Consider the following 19,595-nt stretch of genomic DNA (forward strand, 5'->3'; position numbering starts at 1 on the left):
CCGTTACGTGAGGGTTGGGTGCCAAATCGAGGCAGAGGAGTACCCGATGGCAGGAACGATCCATATCGGCGAGGTCGCTGAGCGCACCAGCCTGTCGCTGCGCACCCTCCGCCACTACGACGAGATCGGGCTCGTCTCCCCGAGCGACCGCACCAGTGGCGGGTTCCGCCTCTACACCGACGCCGACGTCGAGCGGCTCCTCCTGATCCGCCAGATGAAGCCGCTCGGGTTCTCCCTCGACCAGATGGGCGAAGTCCTCGCCGCTGCTGACGCACTGGCGGATGATCCGTCAGACAGCGCCGCGCGCGCAGCGCTGGATACGTTCGTGACCGACGCAGAGGAGCGTCGCGAGAAACTCGCGAAACAACTGGACGCCGCCGACGAACTCATCGCGCGCCTCCGCGACGTATAAGCCTGCGGCAGATGCACGCCCGGCCCAAGTGTTCACCGGTGGGGTTGCATGTTCGCGGAACATGCAACCCCACACCTCAGAAACCATGGCCTGAACCCGCATCTTCCGGCGATTTAGCCTTCAGGAATCGTGAACTTGCGGGTTTCGCCCTTCATTCGCGCGGTCGTGTCGAACGCGGCAAGCTCTGCCGGGTGGAGTTGATGTTGCACGACGAAGGAGCGTTCTTTGATCCGCCACAGCCCCTGCCCGGTGCCGAGCCCTGGGAGGAGTTTCTGTTCGGTGCCGGTGAGGCCGAGGGCTGCGGCGGTGGTTCCGAGTTGGTCGGGTTCTTGTCGGTAGATGATCCGTGTCTCCGCATTCGCCAGCAGGCTGTTGGCGAGGGCTCGCATGGCGGAGCCGGAGTCGCCGACGTTGTCGAGGTCGGTGAGCTTGTGGAAGATCAGCATGTTCGCGATCCCGTAATGCCTTGCCAGCCGCCACTGCGCATCCATCCGACGGAGCAATGCCGGGTAGGCCATGAGTCGCCAGGCTTCGTCATAGATCACCCACCGGTGCCCACCATTCGGGTCCATCAGCGCCGACTCCATCCACGCACTTGAGCAGGTCATCAGCACCGAGATCAACGTCGAGTTCTCCGCCACCCGCGACAGGTCCAGGCTGACCATCGGCAGTGACGGGTCGAACCGTACCGTCGACGGCCCATCGAACAACCCTGCAAGATCGCCAGCGACCAGGCGGCGGAGGGCGTGACCGACGAGCCGGCCGTCCTCCGCGAGGCGACCATCCGTATCGGTTGTCGGGTCGGGGGCGAGGATGCGGTCGACGACCATGGGGAGGATCGGCACCTCCGAGGAGCGGACAGCGTCTTGGAGAGCGAGGTCGATCGCTGTGTGCTCCAACGGGGAGAGCACCCGATCCAGCACCGTCTCCGCGAGAGCCCCGATCAGTTCTCGGCGGCGGGACGCGACTTGCGCCGCCCATTCCGCATCCGAGACACCGCCGGGGCGGTGTCCTTCATCGAGCGGGTTGAGACGGTTACGGAGCCCGTGCCCGAGAACGATCGCCCGCCCACCCACGGCTTCGGCGACCGCCGTATGCTCACCCTTCGGGTCACCGGGCACGTACACGCGGCGCCCGAACGGGATCGACCTCGTGTAGAGGGACTTCGCGAGTGAGGACTTGCCGGAGCCGACGATCCCGGCGAGAACGATGTTCGGGGCGGTGATGAGGCCGCGGGCGTAGAGGGTCCAGGGGTCGTAGACGAAGGAGCCGCCGGAGTAGAGGTCTTGCCCGATGAACACGCCGTCGGCGCCGAGGCCGCCTTCGGCGAGGAACGGGTACGCGCCCGCGAGCGTCGCGGACGTGTCCTGATGCCGCGGCAACCGAAACCTGCCTGGCGTCCGCAACGCCGCCGGCCCCGGTTCGCCGGTGGCGGGTAGATAGGTGGTGTTGCGGCGTTCGGCACGCTCCACCGCGACACGTTCACGCTCCGCCGCTTGCTCGGCGCGACGGGCGCTGGTCTCGATCTTCGCGGCCGCGTGCTTGCGCGCCCTCCGCTGTCTGCGGCGTTCCCCGGCCGGTTCGACCAACGCCGCAGTATGGAGCTTCTGGCGTTCCCTCACAGTGCCCGCCCCCGCAGCGCGGAGGATGACTGCGATGGCGCGAACCAGTCGTCTTCCTCCTCGACCACCGCCGCTTGGCGCCGCGCCCGTGGAAGGGTCGGCGTCGTCCGCGCAGAAGGGGCCCCAGCATCCGGCTCTCGTCTTTCCGGGTGGGCGCGGAGCAGGGAGACGTGCCCGTGGTCGTGGTTGTACGTCAGCGCGTAACTGCCTGCGGTGGTGGTGCGGTCGAGCGAGCCGGTGGGGATGGTGTCGTAGACGTATCCGTTGATGAGTGCGGCTTGCGTGGTTTCCTCGCCCATGTCGAACCCGGCCAGATGCTCGATCGCCGCATCCGTACCGTCACGGTCGATGATCGCCAGCACTTCGTCGGCGTCCTGGCCTTGCAGGAACACGACACTCATCCACCGCGGCACCGACGGTGTCTCTGTGGGTTCGGGGTGCCAGGCGATCCGCCCGGAGGCGGCCATTGCCGCATCTACCCGGTCATGCACCGCATCCAGCAGCGCGGCGGCTTGCTGCAGCTCTGCGGTCGCGGTCAGCGCGTTCGTCGCGCCGGCTGCCTGATCCCCGGCATCGTCATGCGCACGCACTCGGTGAGTGACGTGCGCGGTCGCGAGCTGATCGACCACCTGCCGCAGCGATCGCACCCCAGCAAGCAGATCACCGAGCACCGCATAGGTGTCGCCAGGGTCCTCGAACACGCGGGTCGCGTGCGCAAGCCCCCGGAGCGCTTCGGAGGCTTCCGTCGCGTTGGCGGTCGGGTTGTTGAACGTAGGCATGACTCACTCCTCAGACGGTGCGGCACAGCGGCAACGCTGCGACGGTGAAGGCTCGAGCTTGCTGACCCACGAGACGCCGGGTCTCGCAGGAGGCTTGGATCGCGGCCTGTTCGATCGCCGCGACCGCCGTGTCGAGCTCGTCCGGGGTGGGTGCGGACACGCTGATGAAGCCGGTGTAGCGGAGGACGCCGTGGCCTGCGGTGAGGTCGGCTTCTTGCTGGAGGACATCGCCGTATTCGGCGGTTTGGGAGGCGTCTTCGATCTGCCCCATCTTGGAGCGTTGCGCCGCATCCGAGATCAGCTCGGTCTTCTTCTTCCTGATGTCCCTCGCCGCTTGATCCGAACGGATCGGCGTACAGATCAGCGAAAACGCCCGCTGGATACCGGACGACAGCAGTACGGGTGCGAGGAACCCCGGATACACCTGAGACCTCGGCCACTCGCTGATCCACAGCACCGCGTGGTGTGCGGAGTCTGACCGCAGCCGATCCCACGACTCTGTCACCGCGACCGGCCCCGCTGTCGCGAGTGATCTGCCGATGTCGCCGTGACGTTCGAGGAGCGCGGCGGCGGCGGGGTCGTAGGCGGAGCGGAGGATGACGGCTACCTCGCTGGGGGTTAGCCAGGTGCCGACGGAGAGTTCCGCTGCGCGTAGCGCAGTCACGAGCGTCGTCATCTCTTGCCGGAGCACTGCCGCTGCACCCTTTATCCCGCCACCGTTCGTGCGCACTTGCCGGGCTGCGGCGCGCAGGTCGAGGGCGAGACTGATCGTTGTCGCGTGACGTTCCCCGGCGGGACCTGCACGGTCGATGAGTTCCCGGTACACGGTTGAGGTCCACGATCCGTCATCGGTGCCGTGATTGCGCCACCACTCGACGAGGCCGGAGCCTCCGTCGGGGAGGGTGCGTTCGCAGACTTGGAGGCGGGCGATCCTGCCGGAGCGGCAGGTGGTGGCGAGCACGCGCCCCCAGGTGGCGACGCGGCGTTCTTGTTCGCTTGGGTCGAGGAGCACGAACGCGGGATGCGACACCGCGATGATCGCCGTGAGCGTCTGATTGTGGGGGTCGTGGATCATCGCCGCCCACGTCTCGGGGTCTTCCCACTCGCGGAGCGCGGCGGCATCGCCCGGGAGTGCGAGGGTGCCTGCGGGGCGGGGTTTCACGATCCTGCGCCGGAACACGGTCTGCCGTGCCTGTGTGCGTGCGACCCACCGGAAGGTGACGGGCACCCACTCGATGAGCTTCCTGCCCCCGACCGGCGTCCACGCGAGGGCTGCGCTGAGGAGCCAGATGGGTGCGGTCCAGGTCAGGAGGATGCCGCCGCCGGCGTAGAGGGCACCGACGATGGAGAGCACTCCGACGGCGAGGACGATGAGTTGTGGGAGGGAGAGGCCGAGGAGGATACCGCGGCGGGTGAGGCGGGAGAACTGCACCGCCCGCAACCCAAACTCCACCGTGCTCTGCTGGTTCGACATCGGCTAGTCCTTTCCGGTCGTCTGCTTCGGAGCCGGTGGTGGCGTCTGCTTCGCCGGTGGCACAGACGGCGACGTGGGCGGTGCCGTGGGCGTGTGGTTCGGTGCGGGAGACGGTGCCGGCTGGACGGTTTCACCCGCACCGGCCGCGTGGCCTTCCGCAGCCCCACCGACAGCGCCGCCGAGTTTCGGACCCGCGGTTGCGGCGGCTTTGGCGACTTGCGCGCCGATCACGACCGCAGCCGCAGGCCCTGCAGCGGCTGCACCAGCACCTGTCCCAGCACCGGCCGCACCAGCTCCACCTCCCGCGCTCCCTGCGCCAGCACCAGCGGCGGCGCCGGAACCACCGCTCGCCGCTGATCCACCACCAGCACTGGGCGCCGCTGTCGATGCTGGTGACGTGCCACCACCAGACGGTGCCGCGCCCCCACCCTTGTCGCCGGCGCCGTCGAGGACCTTCTTGGCGCCGTCGGCCTTCGGGGCCGAGGGCACGGGGACGGGGCGGTTGAGAGCGGATTTCGCTTCTTGTTCCGCGCTCATCGAGTGGTACATATCGAACCCGACGAAGCTGACGAACTTGTACGTCATGTAGGGGGCGAACGCGGCGATGAACATCAACACGACCCCAGCGATGGGATCACTGATCGACGCGAGATCGAGTTCGATCGGTGCGGAGACTTGGGTGATGGCGACGAGGAAGATCACCACGAGCACGAGCTTCGACAGGATCAGGGCGATCACGAACGTCGCCCACTTCCCGAACCATCCCTTGGTGGCGTCCCAGGAGAAACCGGCGAGAGCGATGGGAGCGAACACGATCGCGACGAGCAGGAGGGCTTTGCGGATCAGGAGCGAGAACCACACGATCGCAGCCGCGCTAATGGCGAGGCCGGCGAGGAAGATCGTGACGATCGCCCCGACACCGGGCGCGGCGATGTTGATCCCCGCGAACCCTGCGGCAAGCAGCGTGATGCGGTCGCCGATGGATTCCATCGTGTTCCCGGTGGCTTGCGCGATCCCGACCGCGAGCTGGTCCGTGATCTCCAACAGGAGCCCGGTGAGGCCGATTGCGACGAAGGAACCGAGGATGCTCTTCGCAGCCCCCGTAGCGGCTCGGGTGAGGGCGGTGGGGTCGCGGTGGATGAGGCCGGTGATTAGTTGCAGGCAGAAGAAGATCAGCACCACGAATACCGCCACCCCGAACAGGATGTTGTAGACCCCGACGTAACCTTCGTCGTTGACATCGACGAGGGTGGTCGTGTCGAACACCGCCCACACAGCCTCGAAGAGCCAGGCGGCGGCGCCTCCCATGGCTTGGGCGAGCCAGTCGAACGGCGCCGCGATCAACGTGGCGGCGCCTTGGCCGACGGTGTCGCACACGGCCGAGATGACCGGCACATCACACACACTCACAGTCCGCTCCTTCTCTCGTGCGCGGTGGGGTTAGACGGCTTGGCCGACGCCCCAGAAGAAGTTGATGAGCGTCACAGATGCGCCGCAGATGATCGCCGCCCCACAGGACACGAGCACCCCGACCTTCCCGCGCGACGCAAGATGCGGATTCGAGGAGTTCGCGCCGAAGCCCCACACGATCGCCGAGACGATCAGGGCGAGGACGGAGAGGATCAGGCCGACGGTCATCACCGCGCCGACGATGATGCGCAACTGCTCGATACCGGGAAGCCCGGTACCGTTCGGATCAATATCAATCACAGGGATGCTCCTTCAGCTCACAAGCGCCAGAGATGGCGGACTTGCCAGCCAGGTGCGCTCTGGTACCCCGTGAGTAATCTGAAGGAATGGCAGAACTGATTCCTCCGAGCGCGACAGGGACGCCTCAGCACGCGGGTGCGCGCGATCTGTCACGCTGGTTGGTGCATCTGACTCGAACGCCCCAAGACCTGGCAAGTGCGCTGACACAGGGACGAATCGAGGCGCGGAATCCCTTCGGGATCGCCAAGAACCTTGAGGCCTTGCTCGGAAATCAGAAGGCAGTGTGCTTCACGGAAACGCCGCTGACCGAATTGCGTCGCATGACCAGCCGAGGTCGAAGATGGGGCGTCGTTTTCGACAAAGAGCTGCTCCGTGAAAGGTATGGTGCCCAACCGGTCTGGTACCTCAGCGATCCTTCGCCTCAGTGGGATGCCGCGAATCAACTTCTATCACAGTCCCTCGGTCCGCAACGACGGCCGCGTGACGCGAATGATCCCTACTGGAAGCTGACGCCATTCCTCGACCCGGTGCGTCCAACAGGCTCCGATCGACCTCACGATTGGCGATGGGAACGGGAATGGCGTGTGATCGGAGACGTCAGGTTCGAACTCTCAGACATATCGTTCATCGTCTGGCCTGAAGGGAATGATCTCCTTTGGGAGAGCGACCTGACTCTAGGGTCCCTGTTCGTCGGACATGATGGCGACGAATTCTGGTCAGGATCGCTGCTTGAAGAACTCGACCTGAAACTGGACGAGATGCTCGAAACGATCTCAAACGCGTACATTACGGTTGACGACGCGGGCCTCCCGTGGGACTCAGAAGACCAACAGTATGTGGCGATCGTGGAGATTCTCGACGCCTACGACGTCGTCTCCGAGGTCTTTGACGATCTCCCCGTAGCAGTTCTCGATGCACTCGCAGACGCTCTCTGGAGACGCAACGGCGACATGTGGTGCCGTAGCTCTGATCTGGAGACCATTCACGAGTAGATCGTTCCGGCACCAGGCCGTGTCATCAAAGATGCTCACCGACGCCGAGGAGGAAGTTCACCCACGCGACCCCGGCTCCGGCGAGGGCTGCGGTGCCGAGGGCGACCCAGGCTCCGGTTCTGGCTTTGGTGGCGGTGTGGGCGTTGCTGGTGGATGAGGCGATGGCCCAGACGATCGCGGAGACGATCAGCATGAGGACGGCGATGATGAGCACGAACGTCAGTAGCGCGCCGACGATGCTGCGGAGGTCGTCGGCTGCTCCGACGCCGCCGAAGTCGGGGAACACCATCAGCGCCCACCCCCGCCCAGCGTGCACGACGCGCGAGAGGTGGTGCCGCCGGTGATGCCTTCCGCGCCCTGATCAGTGAGCCACTGGTCGGCGTCGATCGCGGGCTGCCCGGTGCCGCCGGGGCGGATTTCAAGGTGGAGGTGGGGCCCGGTGGATTTCCCGGAGGAGCCGACATCGCCGATGTGTTGCCCGGCGGTGACGGTCATGTCTTCGGTGACGTGGATGCCGTACTCCCACATATGTGCGTAGTACGACGCGATGCGTTCCCCGCCGACGGTGTGCTCGACGATGATGAGCCCGCCCCAGTTGCCGGTGTATCCGGCGTGGGTGACGATCCCGTCTGCGACGGCGTAGATCGGGGTGCCGTCTGCGGCGGCGAAGTCGCTGCCGGAGTGGAATGCCTGCTCGAAAGTGATCGGGTCGGTGCGCCAGCCGAACGGACTCGTCCGCACCCACATACCCTCCGGCAACGGGAACACCACCCGGGTCGTCTCCGGCACCACAACCTCACCACCGTTGCCACTGCCGCCGTTTGATGCTGCGGGCTTGGTGAGGGCGGCCAGTATTGCTTCGGCGACGGGCTGATAGTTCTGATACCTGTCCGGGTACGCCGACACCTCGACGGCCTGCGCTGCTTCGCCGGGGTCGAGCTGCTGCCACCCCGGAATGTCCAACAAGCCGCGCGGTGAAGGGTAGTTGGGGCCGGTGGGTCCGCCGTAGAACGCACGGGCTTGATAGTTCGGGTCCATGAGCTCAGCGACGGTGCCCCATCCGGCTTGTGGGCGCATCTGAAACAGGCCGAGTGAGTCGTGGTCTGAGGCGTCGCCGTCGTTCGGGTAGCTCGCCGATTCTGGGTAGGTGCCTGTGTTTGCGAGCATCCGCAGATGCGACTCCGTGAGCGCCGCCATCAACGCAATCACCACACCCGGACGCCCCACCCCATCGGTTTGACTACCGACAGTGATGATCGTCGCGGCGTGGGTGAGCTGCTGACGATTCAGCGTCACCGTCTCACTGTTCTTCGCCGTTGCGGTGAGCGAGTCAGGGATCGGCCCCACGATCAACGACCCCGGCGCGCACGCGGCGACCGCAGGATTCGCTAGAACAGCAACGGACAGGAGTGCGGTCGCGGGGCCGAAGCAGACCGCGGCGATGGCGAGGGTGGCGAGGAGTTTCTTGAGCATGACCGGGTCACCGCAGCGGGGTGTCGAGCTGCGAGAGCCGCAAGAGCGCACAGGTCTCGGTGACCGGATCGGCAGGCGGCGGTGCAGCGGTGTGTTCGGGTGTGCAGGTGAGGAACACGGTGAACGCCACCGCATGCGTCGTGGTGACAGGTTCGGTGCCCCAGTAGCCGGTGCGGTGACGGGTGCCGGTGACCGTGTACGCGATCGCGCCGTCGGGCAGTTGCCCTGGCGCCGCCTGCGCGACCGCGTCCTCCCACACGGCCGGGATCTCGATCGTGTCGATGGTGAGCCACTGCCGCGTTTGATGCGTGCGCAACTGCGCCCACGCCTCCGGGGTCGGCAGGTAGGCGCGGACATCGGTGGCTGCGGCGTCGGCTTCCTCGTCGGCGGTGACATCGGCGAGCATCTGCGCGTAGTCCGCGGGTCCGTATCCGTTGGTGGTATCCCAGGTGAACAGCGCCTCCGCCACTGCGACCGCGAACTCCTCAGGTTCGCCAATCGTGACCACCTGCTCCGGCCCCGAGGACGTGTCTGTGGGGTGCGTCGCCGCTGGGCTCTCCGTCGCTACGACATCCACAGGTTCGGTGGTTTGGGTTCCGCGGATGAGGCCGTAGACGCCGATGCCTACGAGGAGGAGCAGGATGAGGCCACCGGCTATGGCGGCGATGAGCATGGTGCGGCGGCGGCGAGCGGTGGGGTCCATCCTGGTGTCCTTCCCGACAATGTGCGGATCACCAGACAGGTGCACCCACGCACCCAGAGAGGAACGGAAGAAAGAGAGGTCAGGCGGTGTCGCGGCGCGCGTTCCGTGCAGCGCGCGCCGCATCCAGGAACGCGATCGTCGCGGTGACGGCGTGCTCGAACATGAGCCATTGCTCGTTCGAGAGGGCGGGGCCGATGGTGTCGGGGTCGTAGCGGTCGGCCCAGGTGGAGAGTTCATCCCAGAGGTAGACGAACGACCGTACCGGCAAAAACTCCCGTAGCGGCTCCTCCACGGCGCGGAGCCGTGCGGAGGCGAGCTGGTTGGGGCGCTTCTTCGTCGCAGTTCTCGCGCGCTCGACCGCGATCTCCGCCAGCCGCTGCAAGTCCGCCGGCCGTGCCGTCTCTTCCAGTTCCCGGAGGCGTGCGGCACCCGCCGCGGCGGTCTCGCGGATACCCGCTGGCTGTGCGGAGTCTTCGGCGAGGGTGTCGAGTTCGGCGAGTGCTTGCGCGGCGCGGATGCGATGCTGTGCCCCGGTGATCGACTCACCCGCGTCAATCCGCTCAAGCTCACGAGATGCCCGTTCCCGGACATCCTCGGGCTGGGAGAGATCGGCGGCGATCTGCTGCAACTCGTTGATGCGCTCCAACGAGGTGTACGAGTTGCGGCCAGTGACCATGAGCGCTGCCTGCTCTCGGGTCTTCCCAGCGCTCGTTGATGACGGTGGGGCCACGGTGGCCCCACCTTTTGACCTGGGATTTTCTTGTTTCGAGGTGAACCGTGACGCTTCCTGACGTCCCTCCGCATCCTGGGCCATGAGCGCTTTCAGCTCCGCATACAGGGTGGCTTCTTCGGTGCGGGTGAGGGGCTTGTGGAGCAGGTTGTCGTCTTGCTCGGCGAGGAGCTGCCCGAGGCTGGTGGAGATTCCGGAGCGCACCCACACGTTCACGGTCTTCCACCCGAGCCGGCGGATCGCGGTAAGGCGTCGGGCGCCGCAGATCAGCATCCCGTCTGGGGTGATCGTGATCGGCTGCAACAACCCATCCCGCATGATCGACGCCACGAGCGAGTCGAGGTCGCCGTAGTCTTCGCGGTGGCGGCGGCCGGCCCAGATCGAATCGACCGCTCGCCCCAACTCGATATGTCCCGGCCCACTCATGGCCTGCCCCGCATCGTGCCGGGAGCGGCAATCTTGATCGCCGTCTCCAACTCCGCATCTGCGATGAGGTGGCGGAGGGAGTCACCGATCAGCAGCCGCAGCAGTACCCCTCGGCCCGCATTCGTACCCGCCAGGTGCGCATCGGGGGAACCGAGAATGATGCGCAGTAAGCGATACCAGGACGGTGCAGGGATGTCGAGGAGGGCGCGGGCGTGACGATCTCGCCGCAGCGACTCGTAGGCGCCTGCGCGGGAGACGGATTCGGCGAGGCGTGCGGTGATGCACTCGATGCTTGCGCGGGCGATTTCTGGTTCCCACCCATTCCAGCACAACAGGGCAATGGTCTCCTCAATCGCCGACTCCACACCCGTTGACCCCGGATCTTCGGTCTCGCCGTCGCTGTCGTCCTCATCATCGGTGAAGGGGTCGGCGCGGAACGCGGGGTGGTAGTCAGTGAGCGGGTTCTCCCGATCAGAGAAGCGCTCGGCGTCGTGGAAACTCGAGTACCTCGGCCGGCGTGCTTGGTGGACGGAGCACAGCAGCCCGTTCGCGCGATTCTCTGCGATGCAGGTGATCTGCACGGCGCGGGTGATGACTGCCCAGGGGTCATCGGCGCGTCGGACGGCTGCGGTGCGCATCGCCTCGAACGCTGCGGTCGCTGCCTCCCACGGGTCGAGGCCGTGCTTGCGGGCGAGGGCTGAGTATTTCTGGGCGGCGTGATGCATGAGCGCTGCCGCTTCCGGGTCGCCGCGCCATGAGCCCGGCCCGTCGTTGTCGAGGCGGGTGAGGAGTTCTCGGAGTCGTTCAGAGTTTTCGAAACCTCGCCGTCGATCGCGCCGATCGTGATTGTGGTGTTGTGGCATGGTGGCACCTCCTGACAGGAAGGTGCGCACCTCATCCCCGTCAGCCTGGCCACCCGCTTTCCGGAACACAGATCCTCACCCCAGCCCGATCCCAGACGAACGCACCCACGACGACGCGCGGTGACGGTCCTGCGGCTCGAACACATCGAACACCGACGCCTCATCGGGCGCTGTCCGTTGGGCACGGCGATCTCGGATGTCACGCACGCCGTCGCGGGTCGCACGGTAGGCCTGCCCTGGTGCCCGGCGGGCACGATGCGCGAGCTCTGCCTGGAAGTTGATGCCGCGGCCGGAAATCCGGGCGGTGCTCGACGAGATCAGATCAGTTGGCCGTACCCACGCGATCCCACGTCCCACACGCGAACCAGGAGCAGCAGCGGTCGTGGCGAGTGAGGGGTCCCGGTGCACAGCGAACGCCGAACGCTCTGCCGCCGCCTCAGCCGGCTCGGGTCGTACCTCGGGTACTTCGGCCCGGCTGGTTTCTACAGCGTCAATCATGATGTCTCTCCTTTCGTTTCAGTGCCGAACCAGCGCCCCACGGTCGAGGGGTGCACACCCAGGTGCCGGGCGATCTGTTTGTTCGACCAGCCGTCCAGTTCCCTGAGCTGCGCCGCCTCCGCACGTCGCGCACTCACCGACACCACCGCGACCGGTGGCGTGGGCGTCGGTGCGCCTTCCAGCCCCGGCACGGCATCATCCGCCCCCACCTCAACGTGCCTGACCGGCGCCAGGTCCAGCACTGTCTCGCTTGCCTCCGTGCCTGGCGTGATGGGGCGGGTGAGGATGACCGTGAGGTGCGTGATCGCCAACAGCACCAGCGGCGGGATCGCCGCGACCGACGCGGCAAGCACGCTGGGGACATCGGTGTCGGCGGCGATGATCGCGTGGATCGCGTTCGCTGTCACCGACACCACCGCCCCCGCGGCAAGAAGCGTCCAGGGGTACCATGTCGGGCGGTGCTGGCTGGCGAGGGCGACGACGGCGACGGTCGCGACGACGATGATGCCGTCCACGATCAGCGGCCACGCCCATGCTTGCCCCGAATCAATCCCTGACCGCCGCGCGAGATCAGCAAGAGCGGTGAACGATAGCCAGAACGCCCCCGCGGCGATGAACACCGTGCCCGTGATCGCCGTCACCACTGCCAACCGGCGCCCTCTCTGCTGCCCAACCTCGACGACGTTCATGAGAGCACCCGCCCTGGTGATTCACGCACGAGACGCCGCTCATTGGACACGGTGTCGACAGCGCGGGGTGCGGGGTGGGTGGTGCGGTAGGCGGAGCGGATCGTCGCCATGATCTCTCGCGAACCCAACCCCGCGTGTTCTGCCGCTGGCCCGAGTGCTTCGAGGGTCGCATCGGGTGGGGTGCCGGCTTCGGCGAGACGGCAGGCAGCCCAGAACAGACCCTGGTTCCGCTCACCCTCGCCACGCTCCGCCACCCACCCCGCGAGCACCTGCGCATCCAAACCCCGCCGCTCAAACCGTGACGCACGGGCAAGCGGGATCGAAGTGCGAGGGTCAAGGAAGTCGCGCAGCCGTGCCGCATCAACCGGGGCCGGGGTGTTGCCTGCGACGATCAGCCGATACGGGGCCCGCACCCCGCCGGGACGCAGCACACGGGAGGGTGGGGCGATGATGTAGCCGCCGTCCCCACGGAAATCGACATGGCTTCCGGGTGCCTGCCATGACGACTGTGACCGTCCCGGGTCTGCCGGGTAGTAGGCGTGCAGCCCACCGGAAGGCGTGCGCACCAGCGCCGCCCACCCTGCGGCGAGGCCTTCACGGTGCGCAGCACGGAACGCCGGGAATCCGGTGCCGGTAGAGTGCACATCGACATCGACGGCCTCCACCCCAGAGGCGACACCGGTGGGGATGCCAATGTTCGCCGCCGGCCACCGCCGCCACCACTCCGATACCTGCGCAGGGTCGGCAGTGGCGTCGTGGAAGCCGCGGCGCACCAGCGGACGCTTCTCACCCGGCACACACGGAAACACCGGCACCCCCGCCGCCGCAAACCTCGCCGCAGCCTCCGGGAGCGACATCCGACCGACCTCAGAAAACAGATCAACGGCACCCATCACAGGCCCCTCGCCGAGGACGCGACCGGGCGGCGGGGCTCCTCGGCGGACAAGTCAGCGGCAGCCTCGACTGTCGGCGCGGACTGCTTCTTCGCTGCGGTGTCGCGGGTGAGCCCGGGAGGGTCACCGTTGCCTATCTGCGCGGTCGGGAGCTGATCGAGAATCGCGGCAGCAGTCTTTCGGACGCGTTCGCCGGTGGCTTGGACGACTTCGACCGGGGACTTCTCCGGCACCGTCGCCGCCCACCCCGACACATACGGCACCGTGTAATCACTGGTGTCCATGCCATGAGCGGCAGCAAGCATCAACGCCACCGAATCCGCCTCCACCTCACCGACTCCGCGATGCCCGGTTGCGTCGGGGTTGTCGGGGCCGTGGAGGAGGACGTGGGCGAGCTCGTGCACGAGAGTCTTCACTTGCGCGGCGTCGGGCATGTTCTCCCGCACCGCCACCGTCTTCGCCCCAAAGTCAGTGAGGCCGTTCGCACCGTGGATCATGCCCTCGTGCGGCACCCGCATCACCGTGAAGCCCTGCGCTTCGATCTGCGCGGCGATGCCCTCCCAGAGACCATCTGGCGCGTCACCTTCCAGCAACCGTGGAGACGGCGGGGCCGGGATCGGATCGCCCCCGGTCTGCGAGACATCCCAGACATAGGCGGGACGAACACCGACCATGCGGGACCGCGCCGCCTCACCCGGTTTCGGTTTCTCGAACCTGCCAAGCCTTCGCCACGACTCCGTCACCTTCGGCGTCGCAGACGCGAACCGGCCGGTGACGGGGGCGAGGATCATGTACCCCGACTGGCCCTTCTCGACTTGCCGGCCGAGTGCCTGCCACTGCTTGAAGCCCGCCACATACGACGGCACCGGCTCCGGCACCCGGCCCGCCTCGAACGCAGCCTGATGCTGCACGAAGATCAGCAGCGTGTTGTTGAACGAACGGGCACGAAACCGCGCCGCGAACTCCAACGCCTGCTTCCAGTCCTCACCCGACACCAGCGACTCCACCGCGCCGGTGAGTTGTTCGTGCAGTGCGTCGAGCTTCGCATCCCGCGCAGCGCGCGCTTCCTCAGTGGTTGCCATCGTCGTCTTCCTTCCGCGAGGCTCCGCACACGGCGGGTGACCTCTGCGCCCAGAAGGTGCGCGAAGGGACTCAGAGAAGACAATCGAGACGGACGACGGACAAGTTTGTGAGCGACCGTCAGGTGCATCGCTGAACCCGACGTGTCTCATCCGGTCTACCTGTCCGACACCTCACCGTCGAGCAGCAGTGACCCATTCCGCGTCACCGGACGAGAAACATGAGTCACTTGCCGAGTCCGCGCGTCGGATGCGCGCTGAACTTGGTGACAGCACAGTGATCGCAGCGGTCGCGGTCGGTGAGATGTGGATGCGGGTTGAGACGGTACTGCAATGGTGTGAGCCCGAAACGACGGCTGAACCAGGCCGATGCGATCCGCGGATCGGGCCAGCCGACCTTCTGCGCGGCATGGGTGACCGACAGCTCGGTCTCCTCGATGAGCCGGGTGAACTCCGTCAGCCTGACCTCAGTGAGAAAGCGGATCGGTGACAGGCCCGTGTGCGCAGCGAACAGGCGCGTCAGGTGTGCGCGTGACACCGCCACCGATTGTGCCAGTGATGCCACCGTCCATGGCTCATCCATCCGCTCTTTGAGTAGCCACACAGCCCGCCCCACATGGCCGAGAGTCGCGGTATCCGTGAGCCGTCCCTGAATCGGCCTCAGCACTGACTCCGCCGGTTCGCCGAGGCCTTCCGCGAGTTCCGGTGTGAGGAAGGTGGGTGCGATGACGCTCACCCATCGCGCGAACAATTCCACCGCACGAGCGCGGACTACCTCTGTGACAGGAGCGTCATCGCGAAGGACGCTTATCTGGCGCCAGAGAGGTTCGAGAAGCTGCAGTCGTGAGATTCCCGGAGTGAGTGACAGTGGTCTGCCATCCCATTCATGCGGGTGAAGTCCTGGTCGCACACGGGTTGCATCGGGCAGGAGGAACGCCATCTGCGTGCGTAGAAAACCCTCGTCGATGTACATCGTCCACGTACGCACGTGCGGGCGTGGACGCATCAGGCACCAGCGTCCTGCGCCGACTGCAAGCGAGGTGCCAGGTGTGAGAGTGAGTACACCACCGGTTGTCTCGATCTCAACCGCACCATCCATGACGTGCATGATCTTGGCGTCGTGGAACACGACTCGGTTGGTTGGGAGGGTGCGCGTCGACTCTATAGCGATCAGCGGTGCCACCGACACCACAGATCACCGTTTGCGACGCGCACCATCCAGCTGCGGCGCCCGCTGCTCCGCCCGCCATTCTCGCAGCGGCGGACACGGTTCATGCGAGCATGGGGCGTTGGAGCTCGGTGATGGAGCCCCGATCGTCGCCGACTTGCTCGGTGATCTGCGCGACGGTCTTCACCGTGTCACCACCTCTCGCGCAGCGCCGACGGCGTTTGCGGCGCGGATGACCGCATCGAGCGTGGCAGTGAGGGTGGAACGATCGCGTCCGGCAGCCCAGGCGGAGCCGTCGGGAGTGCGGTGTTCGATGAGGGTCAAGGCTTCGGCATCCGCACCCGACCGCATCGAGCTCTGATGCAACGAGAGGATCTCCACCGTGATCCCCTGGGCGTCGAGGGCGTCGACGAGGGCTTCGACCGGGCCCGTGCCGTCGTGCGTGGAGCGGCGTTCGACGCCAGCGACCACGACGGTGACGTCGGTTCTGGCGGTGGCCTCGTCAACGCGCAGCGCGCCCAGACGCACGGTGGCGACGGGGTTCTCAGGCAGGTACACCGAGGCGAAGATGTTCCAGATATCGTCGGCGGTGACCTCATCGCCGGTGGTGTCGGTGTGCTGCTGCACGTGGCGGGAGAGGTCGATCTGGAGGCGGCGGGGCAGGTCGATGCCGTACTCGGTCTCCAGCAGGTAGGCGATGCCGCCCTTGCCGGACTGGGAGTTCACGCGGATGACGGCGTCATAGCTGCGGCCGATGTCTGCGGGGTCGATCGGCAGGTACGGGACCCGCCAGGCGATCTCCTGCTCCTCGCGTCCTTCGGCCGCAGCGCGGACACGGTGCTCGGCGAAGCCCTTCTTGATGGCGTCCTGGTGGGTCCCGCTGAACGCGGTGTGCACGAGATCGCCGACATAGGGGTGTCGGGGGTGAACGTCGATGCGGTTGCAGTACTCGACGGTACGGCGGATCTCGTCGATGTCGGAGAAGTCGATCATCGGGTCGATACCCTGCGCATGCAGGTTGAGTGCGAGCGTGGCGATGTCGACGTTGCCGGTGCGCTCGCCGTTACCGAATGCCGGGGAGCACTGGGTGCTGATCGGCCCGAACGGGGCGGGCAAGAGCACGGTCCTCGGTTTCTGCGGTGCCCGCACGTTCCCCACCGCTGGCACCGTAGACCTTTTGGGCCATCGGGTGGGTCGTGTCGAACTGCTCGCGCTGCGTCGCCGCATCGGACACGTCGACCCGCGGCATCCGCTCGAATCCCCGCTCACGATCACCGACGTCGTCCTCACCGGTGTCACCGGCACCACGGAGCTCATGATGCGCTGGCAGCCCACCACTGCCGAGTGCCGCCGCGCCGCCGAGCTGATCGACCTGCTCGGCCTCGACGGGAAAGCCGAAGAGCGATGGCCGACTCTCTCGCAAGGTGAGCGGGGGCGGGCACTCATCGCCCGCGCACTGATGAGCGACCCAGCGCTCCTGCTCCTCGACGAGCCCTCGACCGGACTCGATGTCGCCGCAAGAGAGCAGCTTCTGGAGACGATCGACCGGCTCTCCACGAGCCATCCCGATCTCGCGTCCGTGCTCGTCACTCACCATCTCGAAGAGATCCCCGAAGCAGCCACCCACGCCCTCCTGCTCGCCCATGGCACCGTCGTGGCCGCAGGTCCCGTGCACGATACGCTCACCACCGACCTCGTTAGTCAGACCTTCGAGCACCCCATCGCCGTCGACCACAGCGAAGGGCGATGGCGTGCCCGAAGCCTGCGCTCCTTCCCTAGCGTTTGAGCGTTCTCAGTCTTCGGCGACGCGGATCGGAGTACCGCCGGTGATCGCGACGAGGTCGGCGAAGGTGAGCGGGAACACGGTGCGCGGCGTTCCGCCCGCAGCCCAGATGACCTCGTAGTCCTCAAGGGCTTCATCGATCACGGTCCGCACCCGCGCCGGGTGACCGACGGGGGGAGACACCACCGATCGCTTGCCCGGTGATCTCGCGGACGAGCTTGGCGGGCGCCATCGTCACCGATGCCGCGCCGAGCCGCTGAGCAAGCTGGTCGGTGTCGACGCGATGCCGACCGCTGGTCATCACCAGAACCGGTTCGTCATCGGCGAGGAAGAGCAGGCTGCTCGCGATCGCACCTACCTCGCAACCGAGCGCGGATGCGGCGTCCGCCGCGGTGCGAGTGGAATCCGGCAGCTCGCGCACCCGCCCGGCAAGTCCGGCCTTGTTGAGGTGCTGCTGCACGATCTGGCTGCGCTCTGGCAACGGCTGCTCGATGGTCATGATGTGCACCTTTCTGGTTTTACAGGTGGGGATAGTGCATGAGGAGGATCACCTCGGCGTCGTCGTCGACAGCAGCGAAGGTGTGAGGCAGCTCACCGGGGTAGCGGATGCTCTCGCCGAGTCCGAGTTCGCGTTCGTCTCCTTCGACACCTGCGTGGACTCGCCCACGGACGACGGTGACGGTTTCCTCCACGCCGGCATGGTGCGGCGAGGAATGCTGTCGCTGCGGTGAGATGGTCGCCCGGTAAGCCTCAATCATTCCCGCGTCAGTGGTCCACGTCCCAAGGGGGATCGCGGAGACCGATGCGCCCGACACCGCGGTCAGCGCCTCGCCCGCTCGATCGGGGACCAGCGCGCCAAGCGGAACCTCGAGCGCAGTGGACAGAGCGAACAACGTGTCCAATCGCGCGCCGCGCAAGCCGTTCTCCAACTCGGAAACGGTTCCCTTCCCTATCCCGCTCCGGCGCGCCAGCTCGGAGAGGGACATGCCGCGCTCCGCGCGCGCGTGCCGCAACCGTACGGCGAGAGAATCGCCCATTGCGCACCCCTTCGTTCTGATAACAGAACGATAGCAAGAACTGTCGAGATCCGGCTCCTTCAGGAGAGGAGAACCGCTTCATTGGGAGGTGGCAAGCTAACTGCGCAACTGACTCAGTGCGATTGCCGCCTGGCGCGGAACCACACCGTTGCCCAGCGCCGCGAGTTGTTGGTTCACGCTGAGCTCTAGCATGGGCGTTGTAACCCAACCGAGCTCGAGGCCCATGAGCCATTCCACGAACGCTGGCGCGGGGCGCGGTCCAACGTCGTTGCCCAGAAGGGCGGGCGACGGTGCAGCACGGCCAGTGATCTGCTCCCATCGAGTCACGGCTTCGGCGTATCGTCCCCATCGTCGAATAGCTGCCCGATCAACGACCACAGGCTCTCGGGTTCCTCGGCACGCGGGTACCCGCTCGGCCCGTGGAGGGCGAGGTCGATGATTTGATGACTCAGCGCGATCGTGCCCCGGCGCGCCTTCACCTGTTGCAAACTCTCCCCACCCCGAGAAGCGTCCGACGCGAGCGGCGTTCGGAAGAGCGCGGTGGGCGAGGATGAAGATGCGGTATCTGGGGTGGGGTGCGCCGATGGCGGAGGCGGGTAGGCCGATCCATTGCGCGTCATACCTGAGGTCGGCCAGGTCTCCCAGAACTGCTCCTGCTGCCCGAAGAGGTCGAGTTGCGGTTTCTCCCAGATGCCACGGCCCGGGTTCCATACTGCGAGGGGTTGCATCGTCGGGGATTGCGTGCTCGGGGTTGCCTTGCTCATCGTCGTCTCCTTCCAGGTTTGCGCGGATCGCGGGTGCGGATAGCAGCCCGCGGACGTTCTCGATCACGACCCACTCGGGTTGCAGTGCATCGATCGCTGCCGCCATGTGCGACCAGAGGCCGGAGCGGGTGCCGGGTTTCAGACCGGCCTTCTTCCCGACCGTCGATACGTCCTGGCAGGGGAACCCGCCGCAGAGGATGTCCACCGGCGGCACAGTGTTCCAGTCGATAGTGGTGATGTCGCCAAGGTTCGGCGCATCGGGCCAGTGGTGGGAGAAGACGCGGGCGACGGGTTCGTTGATCTCGGAGAACCAGATTGTGCGGGCGTTGAAGACTTCTTCGACGGCGAGGTCGAGCCCGCCGTAACCGGAGAACAGTGACCCAACGCGCAGCGGCGCGGCCGGGCTTGTGAGGGGCTGCTGGTTTGCCACGGGTGAGCCTCCTGGAACGGTGATCCCGGAGCCGTACTGCTGCCCCGAGCTGGTCACCAAACAGGTGCAC

At 66.5% G+C, this 19,595-nt stretch carries 23 protein-coding genes; 3 read left to right on the forward strand and 20 right to left on the reverse strand.

What is annotated here, in order from left to right:
• Positions 1–46: 46 nt before the first annotated feature.
• The gene (locus GMOLON4_RS02265; RefSeq protein WP_035733502.1) at positions 47–412 is read left to right on the forward strand and encodes a helix-turn-helix domain-containing protein; all 366 of its coding nucleotides are present in this window, start codon (positions 47–49) and stop codon (positions 410–412) included.
• 113 nt (positions 413–525) lie between these two features.
• Here the strand turns inward: GMOLON4_RS02265 and GMOLON4_RS02270 are convergent, their stop codons facing one another.
• From GMOLON4_RS02270 to GMOLON4_RS02290, 5 genes are read right to left on the reverse strand one after another with little or no spacing between them, the layout of a single operon-like run.
• Positions 526–2,001, reverse strand: a complete 1,476-nt coding sequence (locus tag GMOLON4_RS02270) for an ATP-binding protein (RefSeq protein ID WP_407648509.1) — start codon at positions 1,999–2,001, stop codon at positions 526–528.
• A 29-nt stretch (positions 2,002–2,030) separates the two neighbouring features.
• Entirely contained in the window at positions 2,031–2,813 is a 783-nt protein-coding gene (locus GMOLON4_RS02275; protein WP_026937619.1) for a hypothetical protein, read from the reverse strand.
• Positions 2,814–2,823: 10 nt separating this feature from the next.
• On the reverse strand, positions 2,824–4,287 hold the full coding sequence (locus GMOLON4_RS02280) for an SCO6880 family protein (protein ID WP_265415397.1): 1,464 nt from the start codon (positions 4,285–4,287) through the stop codon (positions 2,824–2,826).
• 3 nt (positions 4,288–4,290) lie between these two features.
• The gene (locus GMOLON4_RS02285) at positions 4,291–5,697 is read right to left on the reverse strand and encodes a conjugal transfer protein TrbL (protein ID WP_265415398.1); all 1,407 of its coding nucleotides are present in this window, start codon (positions 5,695–5,697) and stop codon (positions 4,291–4,293) included.
• Between the two features lie 30 nt (positions 5,698–5,727).
• Positions 5,728–5,997: a DUF6112 family protein gene (locus GMOLON4_RS02290; RefSeq protein WP_024355940.1), complete on the reverse strand. Its 270-nt coding sequence runs from the start codon at positions 5,995–5,997 to the stop codon at positions 5,728–5,730.
• Between the two features lie 86 nt (positions 5,998–6,083).
• On the opposite strand from GMOLON4_RS02290, the gene GMOLON4_RS02295 reads away from it, so the two are divergent.
• Positions 6,084–6,989: a hypothetical protein gene (locus tag GMOLON4_RS02295; protein WP_146137601.1), complete on the forward strand. Its 906-nt coding sequence runs from the start codon at positions 6,084–6,086 to the stop codon at positions 6,987–6,989.
• Between the two features lie 25 nt (positions 6,990–7,014).
• Here the strand turns inward: GMOLON4_RS02295 and GMOLON4_RS02300 are convergent, their stop codons facing one another.
• The 11 genes from GMOLON4_RS02300 to GMOLON4_RS02350 form a co-directional block, all read right to left on the reverse strand.
• Positions 7,015–7,281: a DUF6112 family protein gene (locus GMOLON4_RS02300; RefSeq protein WP_026937873.1), complete on the reverse strand. Its 267-nt coding sequence runs from the start codon at positions 7,279–7,281 to the stop codon at positions 7,015–7,017.
• The gene (locus tag GMOLON4_RS02305; RefSeq protein WP_265415399.1) at positions 7,278–8,462 is read right to left on the reverse strand and encodes a M23 family metallopeptidase; all 1,185 of its coding nucleotides are present in this window, start codon (positions 8,460–8,462) and stop codon (positions 7,278–7,280) included. The genes GMOLON4_RS02300 and GMOLON4_RS02305 overlap by 4 nt, the downstream gene beginning before the upstream one ends.
• A 7-nt stretch (positions 8,463–8,469) precedes the next feature.
• Positions 8,470–9,165: a hypothetical protein gene (locus tag GMOLON4_RS02310; RefSeq protein ID WP_035733555.1), complete on the reverse strand. Its 696-nt coding sequence runs from the start codon at positions 9,163–9,165 to the stop codon at positions 8,470–8,472.
• A gap of 79 nt (positions 9,166–9,244) precedes the next feature.
• Positions 9,245–10,321, reverse strand: coding sequence for a ParB N-terminal domain-containing protein (locus GMOLON4_RS02315; protein ID WP_026937642.1), 1,077 nt, complete (start codon positions 10,319–10,321; stop codon positions 9,245–9,247).
• On the reverse strand, positions 10,318–11,184 hold the full coding sequence (locus tag GMOLON4_RS02320) for a hypothetical protein (protein ID WP_035733550.1): 867 nt from the start codon (positions 11,182–11,184) through the stop codon (positions 10,318–10,320). Before GMOLON4_RS02320 ends, GMOLON4_RS02315 begins: the two co-directional genes overlap by 4 nt.
• 75 nt (positions 11,185–11,259) lie before the next feature.
• On the reverse strand, positions 11,260–11,682 hold the full coding sequence (locus GMOLON4_RS02325; RefSeq protein ID WP_051267263.1) for a hypothetical protein: 423 nt from the start codon (positions 11,680–11,682) through the stop codon (positions 11,260–11,262).
• Entirely contained in the window at positions 11,679–12,371 is a 693-nt protein-coding gene (locus GMOLON4_RS02330) for a DUF2637 domain-containing protein (protein ID WP_051267264.1), read from the reverse strand. Before GMOLON4_RS02330 ends, GMOLON4_RS02325 begins: the two co-directional genes overlap by 4 nt.
• Complete coding sequence (locus GMOLON4_RS02335; RefSeq protein ID WP_026937643.1) at positions 12,368–13,264, reverse strand: bifunctional DNA primase/polymerase; 897 nt, start codon at positions 13,262–13,264, stop codon at positions 12,368–12,370. The genes GMOLON4_RS02330 and GMOLON4_RS02335 overlap by 4 nt, the downstream gene beginning before the upstream one ends.
• On the reverse strand, positions 13,264–14,346 hold the full coding sequence (locus tag GMOLON4_RS02340; RefSeq protein ID WP_026937644.1) for an ArdC-like ssDNA-binding domain-containing protein: 1,083 nt from the start codon (positions 14,344–14,346) through the stop codon (positions 13,264–13,266). Before GMOLON4_RS02340 ends, GMOLON4_RS02335 begins: the two co-directional genes overlap by 1 nt.
• Positions 14,347–14,569: 223 nt before the next feature.
• Positions 14,570–15,079, reverse strand: coding sequence for a helix-turn-helix transcriptional regulator (locus GMOLON4_RS02345; RefSeq protein WP_169516540.1), 510 nt, complete (start codon positions 15,077–15,079; stop codon positions 14,570–14,572).
• Positions 15,080–15,694: 615 nt separating this feature from the next.
• The gene (locus GMOLON4_RS02350) at positions 15,695–16,627 is read right to left on the reverse strand and encodes an alpha-isopropylmalate synthase regulatory domain-containing protein (protein ID WP_245575536.1); all 933 of its coding nucleotides are present in this window, start codon (positions 16,625–16,627) and stop codon (positions 15,695–15,697) included.
• On the opposite strand from GMOLON4_RS02350, the gene GMOLON4_RS02355 reads away from it, so the two are divergent.
• Positions 16,599–17,297, forward strand: coding sequence for an ABC transporter ATP-binding protein (locus tag GMOLON4_RS02355; RefSeq protein ID WP_245575537.1), 699 nt, complete (start codon positions 16,599–16,601; stop codon positions 17,295–17,297). The two genes, GMOLON4_RS02350 and GMOLON4_RS02355, sit on opposite strands and share 29 nt — an antisense overlap.
• 6 nt (positions 17,298–17,303) lie before the next feature.
• Here the strand turns inward: GMOLON4_RS02355 and GMOLON4_RS16305 are convergent, their stop codons facing one another.
• From GMOLON4_RS16305 to GMOLON4_RS02370, 4 genes are all read right to left on the reverse strand, one after another.
• The gene (locus tag GMOLON4_RS16305) at positions 17,304–17,438 is read right to left on the reverse strand and encodes a YbaK/EbsC family protein (RefSeq protein ID WP_322745127.1); all 135 of its coding nucleotides are present in this window, start codon (positions 17,436–17,438) and stop codon (positions 17,304–17,306) included.
• Entirely contained in the window at positions 17,428–17,793 is a 366-nt protein-coding gene (locus GMOLON4_RS02360) for a YbaK/EbsC family protein (protein WP_322745128.1), read from the reverse strand. Before GMOLON4_RS02360 ends, GMOLON4_RS16305 begins: the two co-directional genes overlap by 11 nt.
• Positions 17,794–17,812: 19 nt before the next feature.
• The gene (locus GMOLON4_RS02365) at positions 17,813–18,331 is read right to left on the reverse strand and encodes a helix-turn-helix domain-containing protein (protein WP_026937646.1); all 519 of its coding nucleotides are present in this window, start codon (positions 18,329–18,331) and stop codon (positions 17,813–17,815) included.
• 96 nt (positions 18,332–18,427) lie between these two features.
• On the reverse strand, positions 18,428–19,525 hold the full coding sequence (locus GMOLON4_RS02370; RefSeq protein WP_051267268.1) for a DNA cytosine methyltransferase: 1,098 nt from the start codon (positions 19,523–19,525) through the stop codon (positions 18,428–18,430).
• Positions 19,526–19,595: the final 70 nt, after the last annotated feature.

The sequence above is a fragment of the Gulosibacter molinativorax genome (assembly GCF_003010915.2).
Classification (GTDB): Bacteria; Actinomycetota; Actinomycetes; order Actinomycetales; family Microbacteriaceae; genus Gulosibacter; species Gulosibacter molinativorax.

Bases quoted from the DNA above. Each gene is read 5' to 3' on its own strand.
- GMOLON4_RS02265 (WP_035733502.1), top strand. From the start codon at position 47: ATGGCAGGAACGATCCATATCGGCGAGGTCGCTGAGCGCACCAGCCTG.
- GMOLON4_RS02275 (WP_026937619.1), bottom strand. From the start codon at position 2,813: ATGCCTACGTTCAACAACCCGACCGCCAACGCGACGGAAGCCTCCGAA.
- GMOLON4_RS02280 (WP_265415397.1), bottom strand. From the start codon at position 4,287: ATGTCGAACCAGCAGAGCACGGTGGAGTTTGGGTTGCGGGCGGTGCAG.
- GMOLON4_RS02295 (WP_146137601.1), top strand. From the start codon at position 6,084: ATGGCAGAACTGATTCCTCCGAGCGCGACAGGGACGCCTCAGCACGCG.
- GMOLON4_RS02305 (WP_265415399.1), bottom strand. From the start codon at position 8,462: ATGCTCAAGAAACTCCTCGCCACCCTCGCCATCGCCGCGGTCTGCTTC.
- GMOLON4_RS02310 (WP_035733555.1), bottom strand. From the start codon at position 9,165: ATGGACCCCACCGCTCGCCGCCGCCGCACCATGCTCATCGCCGCCATA.
- GMOLON4_RS02315 (WP_026937642.1), bottom strand. From the start codon at position 10,321: ATGAGTGGGCCGGGACATATCGAGTTGGGGCGAGCGGTCGATTCGATC.
- GMOLON4_RS02320 (WP_035733550.1), bottom strand. From the start codon at position 11,184: ATGCCACAACACCACAATCACGATCGGCGCGATCGACGGCGAGGTTTC.
- GMOLON4_RS02325 (WP_051267263.1), bottom strand. From the start codon at position 11,682: ATGATTGACGCTGTAGAAACCAGCCGGGCCGAAGTACCCGAGGTACGA.
- GMOLON4_RS02330 (WP_051267264.1), bottom strand. From the start codon at position 12,371: ATGAACGTCGTCGAGGTTGGGCAGCAGAGAGGGCGCCGGTTGGCAGTG.
- GMOLON4_RS02335 (WP_026937643.1), bottom strand. From the start codon at position 13,264: ATGGGTGCCGTTGATCTGTTTTCTGAGGTCGGTCGGATGTCGCTCCCG.
- GMOLON4_RS02340 (WP_026937644.1), bottom strand. From the start codon at position 14,346: ATGGCAACCACTGAGGAAGCGCGCGCTGCGCGGGATGCGAAGCTCGAC.
- GMOLON4_RS02360 (WP_322745128.1), bottom strand. From the start codon at position 17,793: ATGACCATCGAGCAGCCGTTGCCAGAGCGCAGCCAGATCGTGCAGCAG.
- GMOLON4_RS02365 (WP_026937646.1), bottom strand. From the start codon at position 18,331: ATGGGCGATTCTCTCGCCGTACGGTTGCGGCACGCGCGCGCGGAGCGC.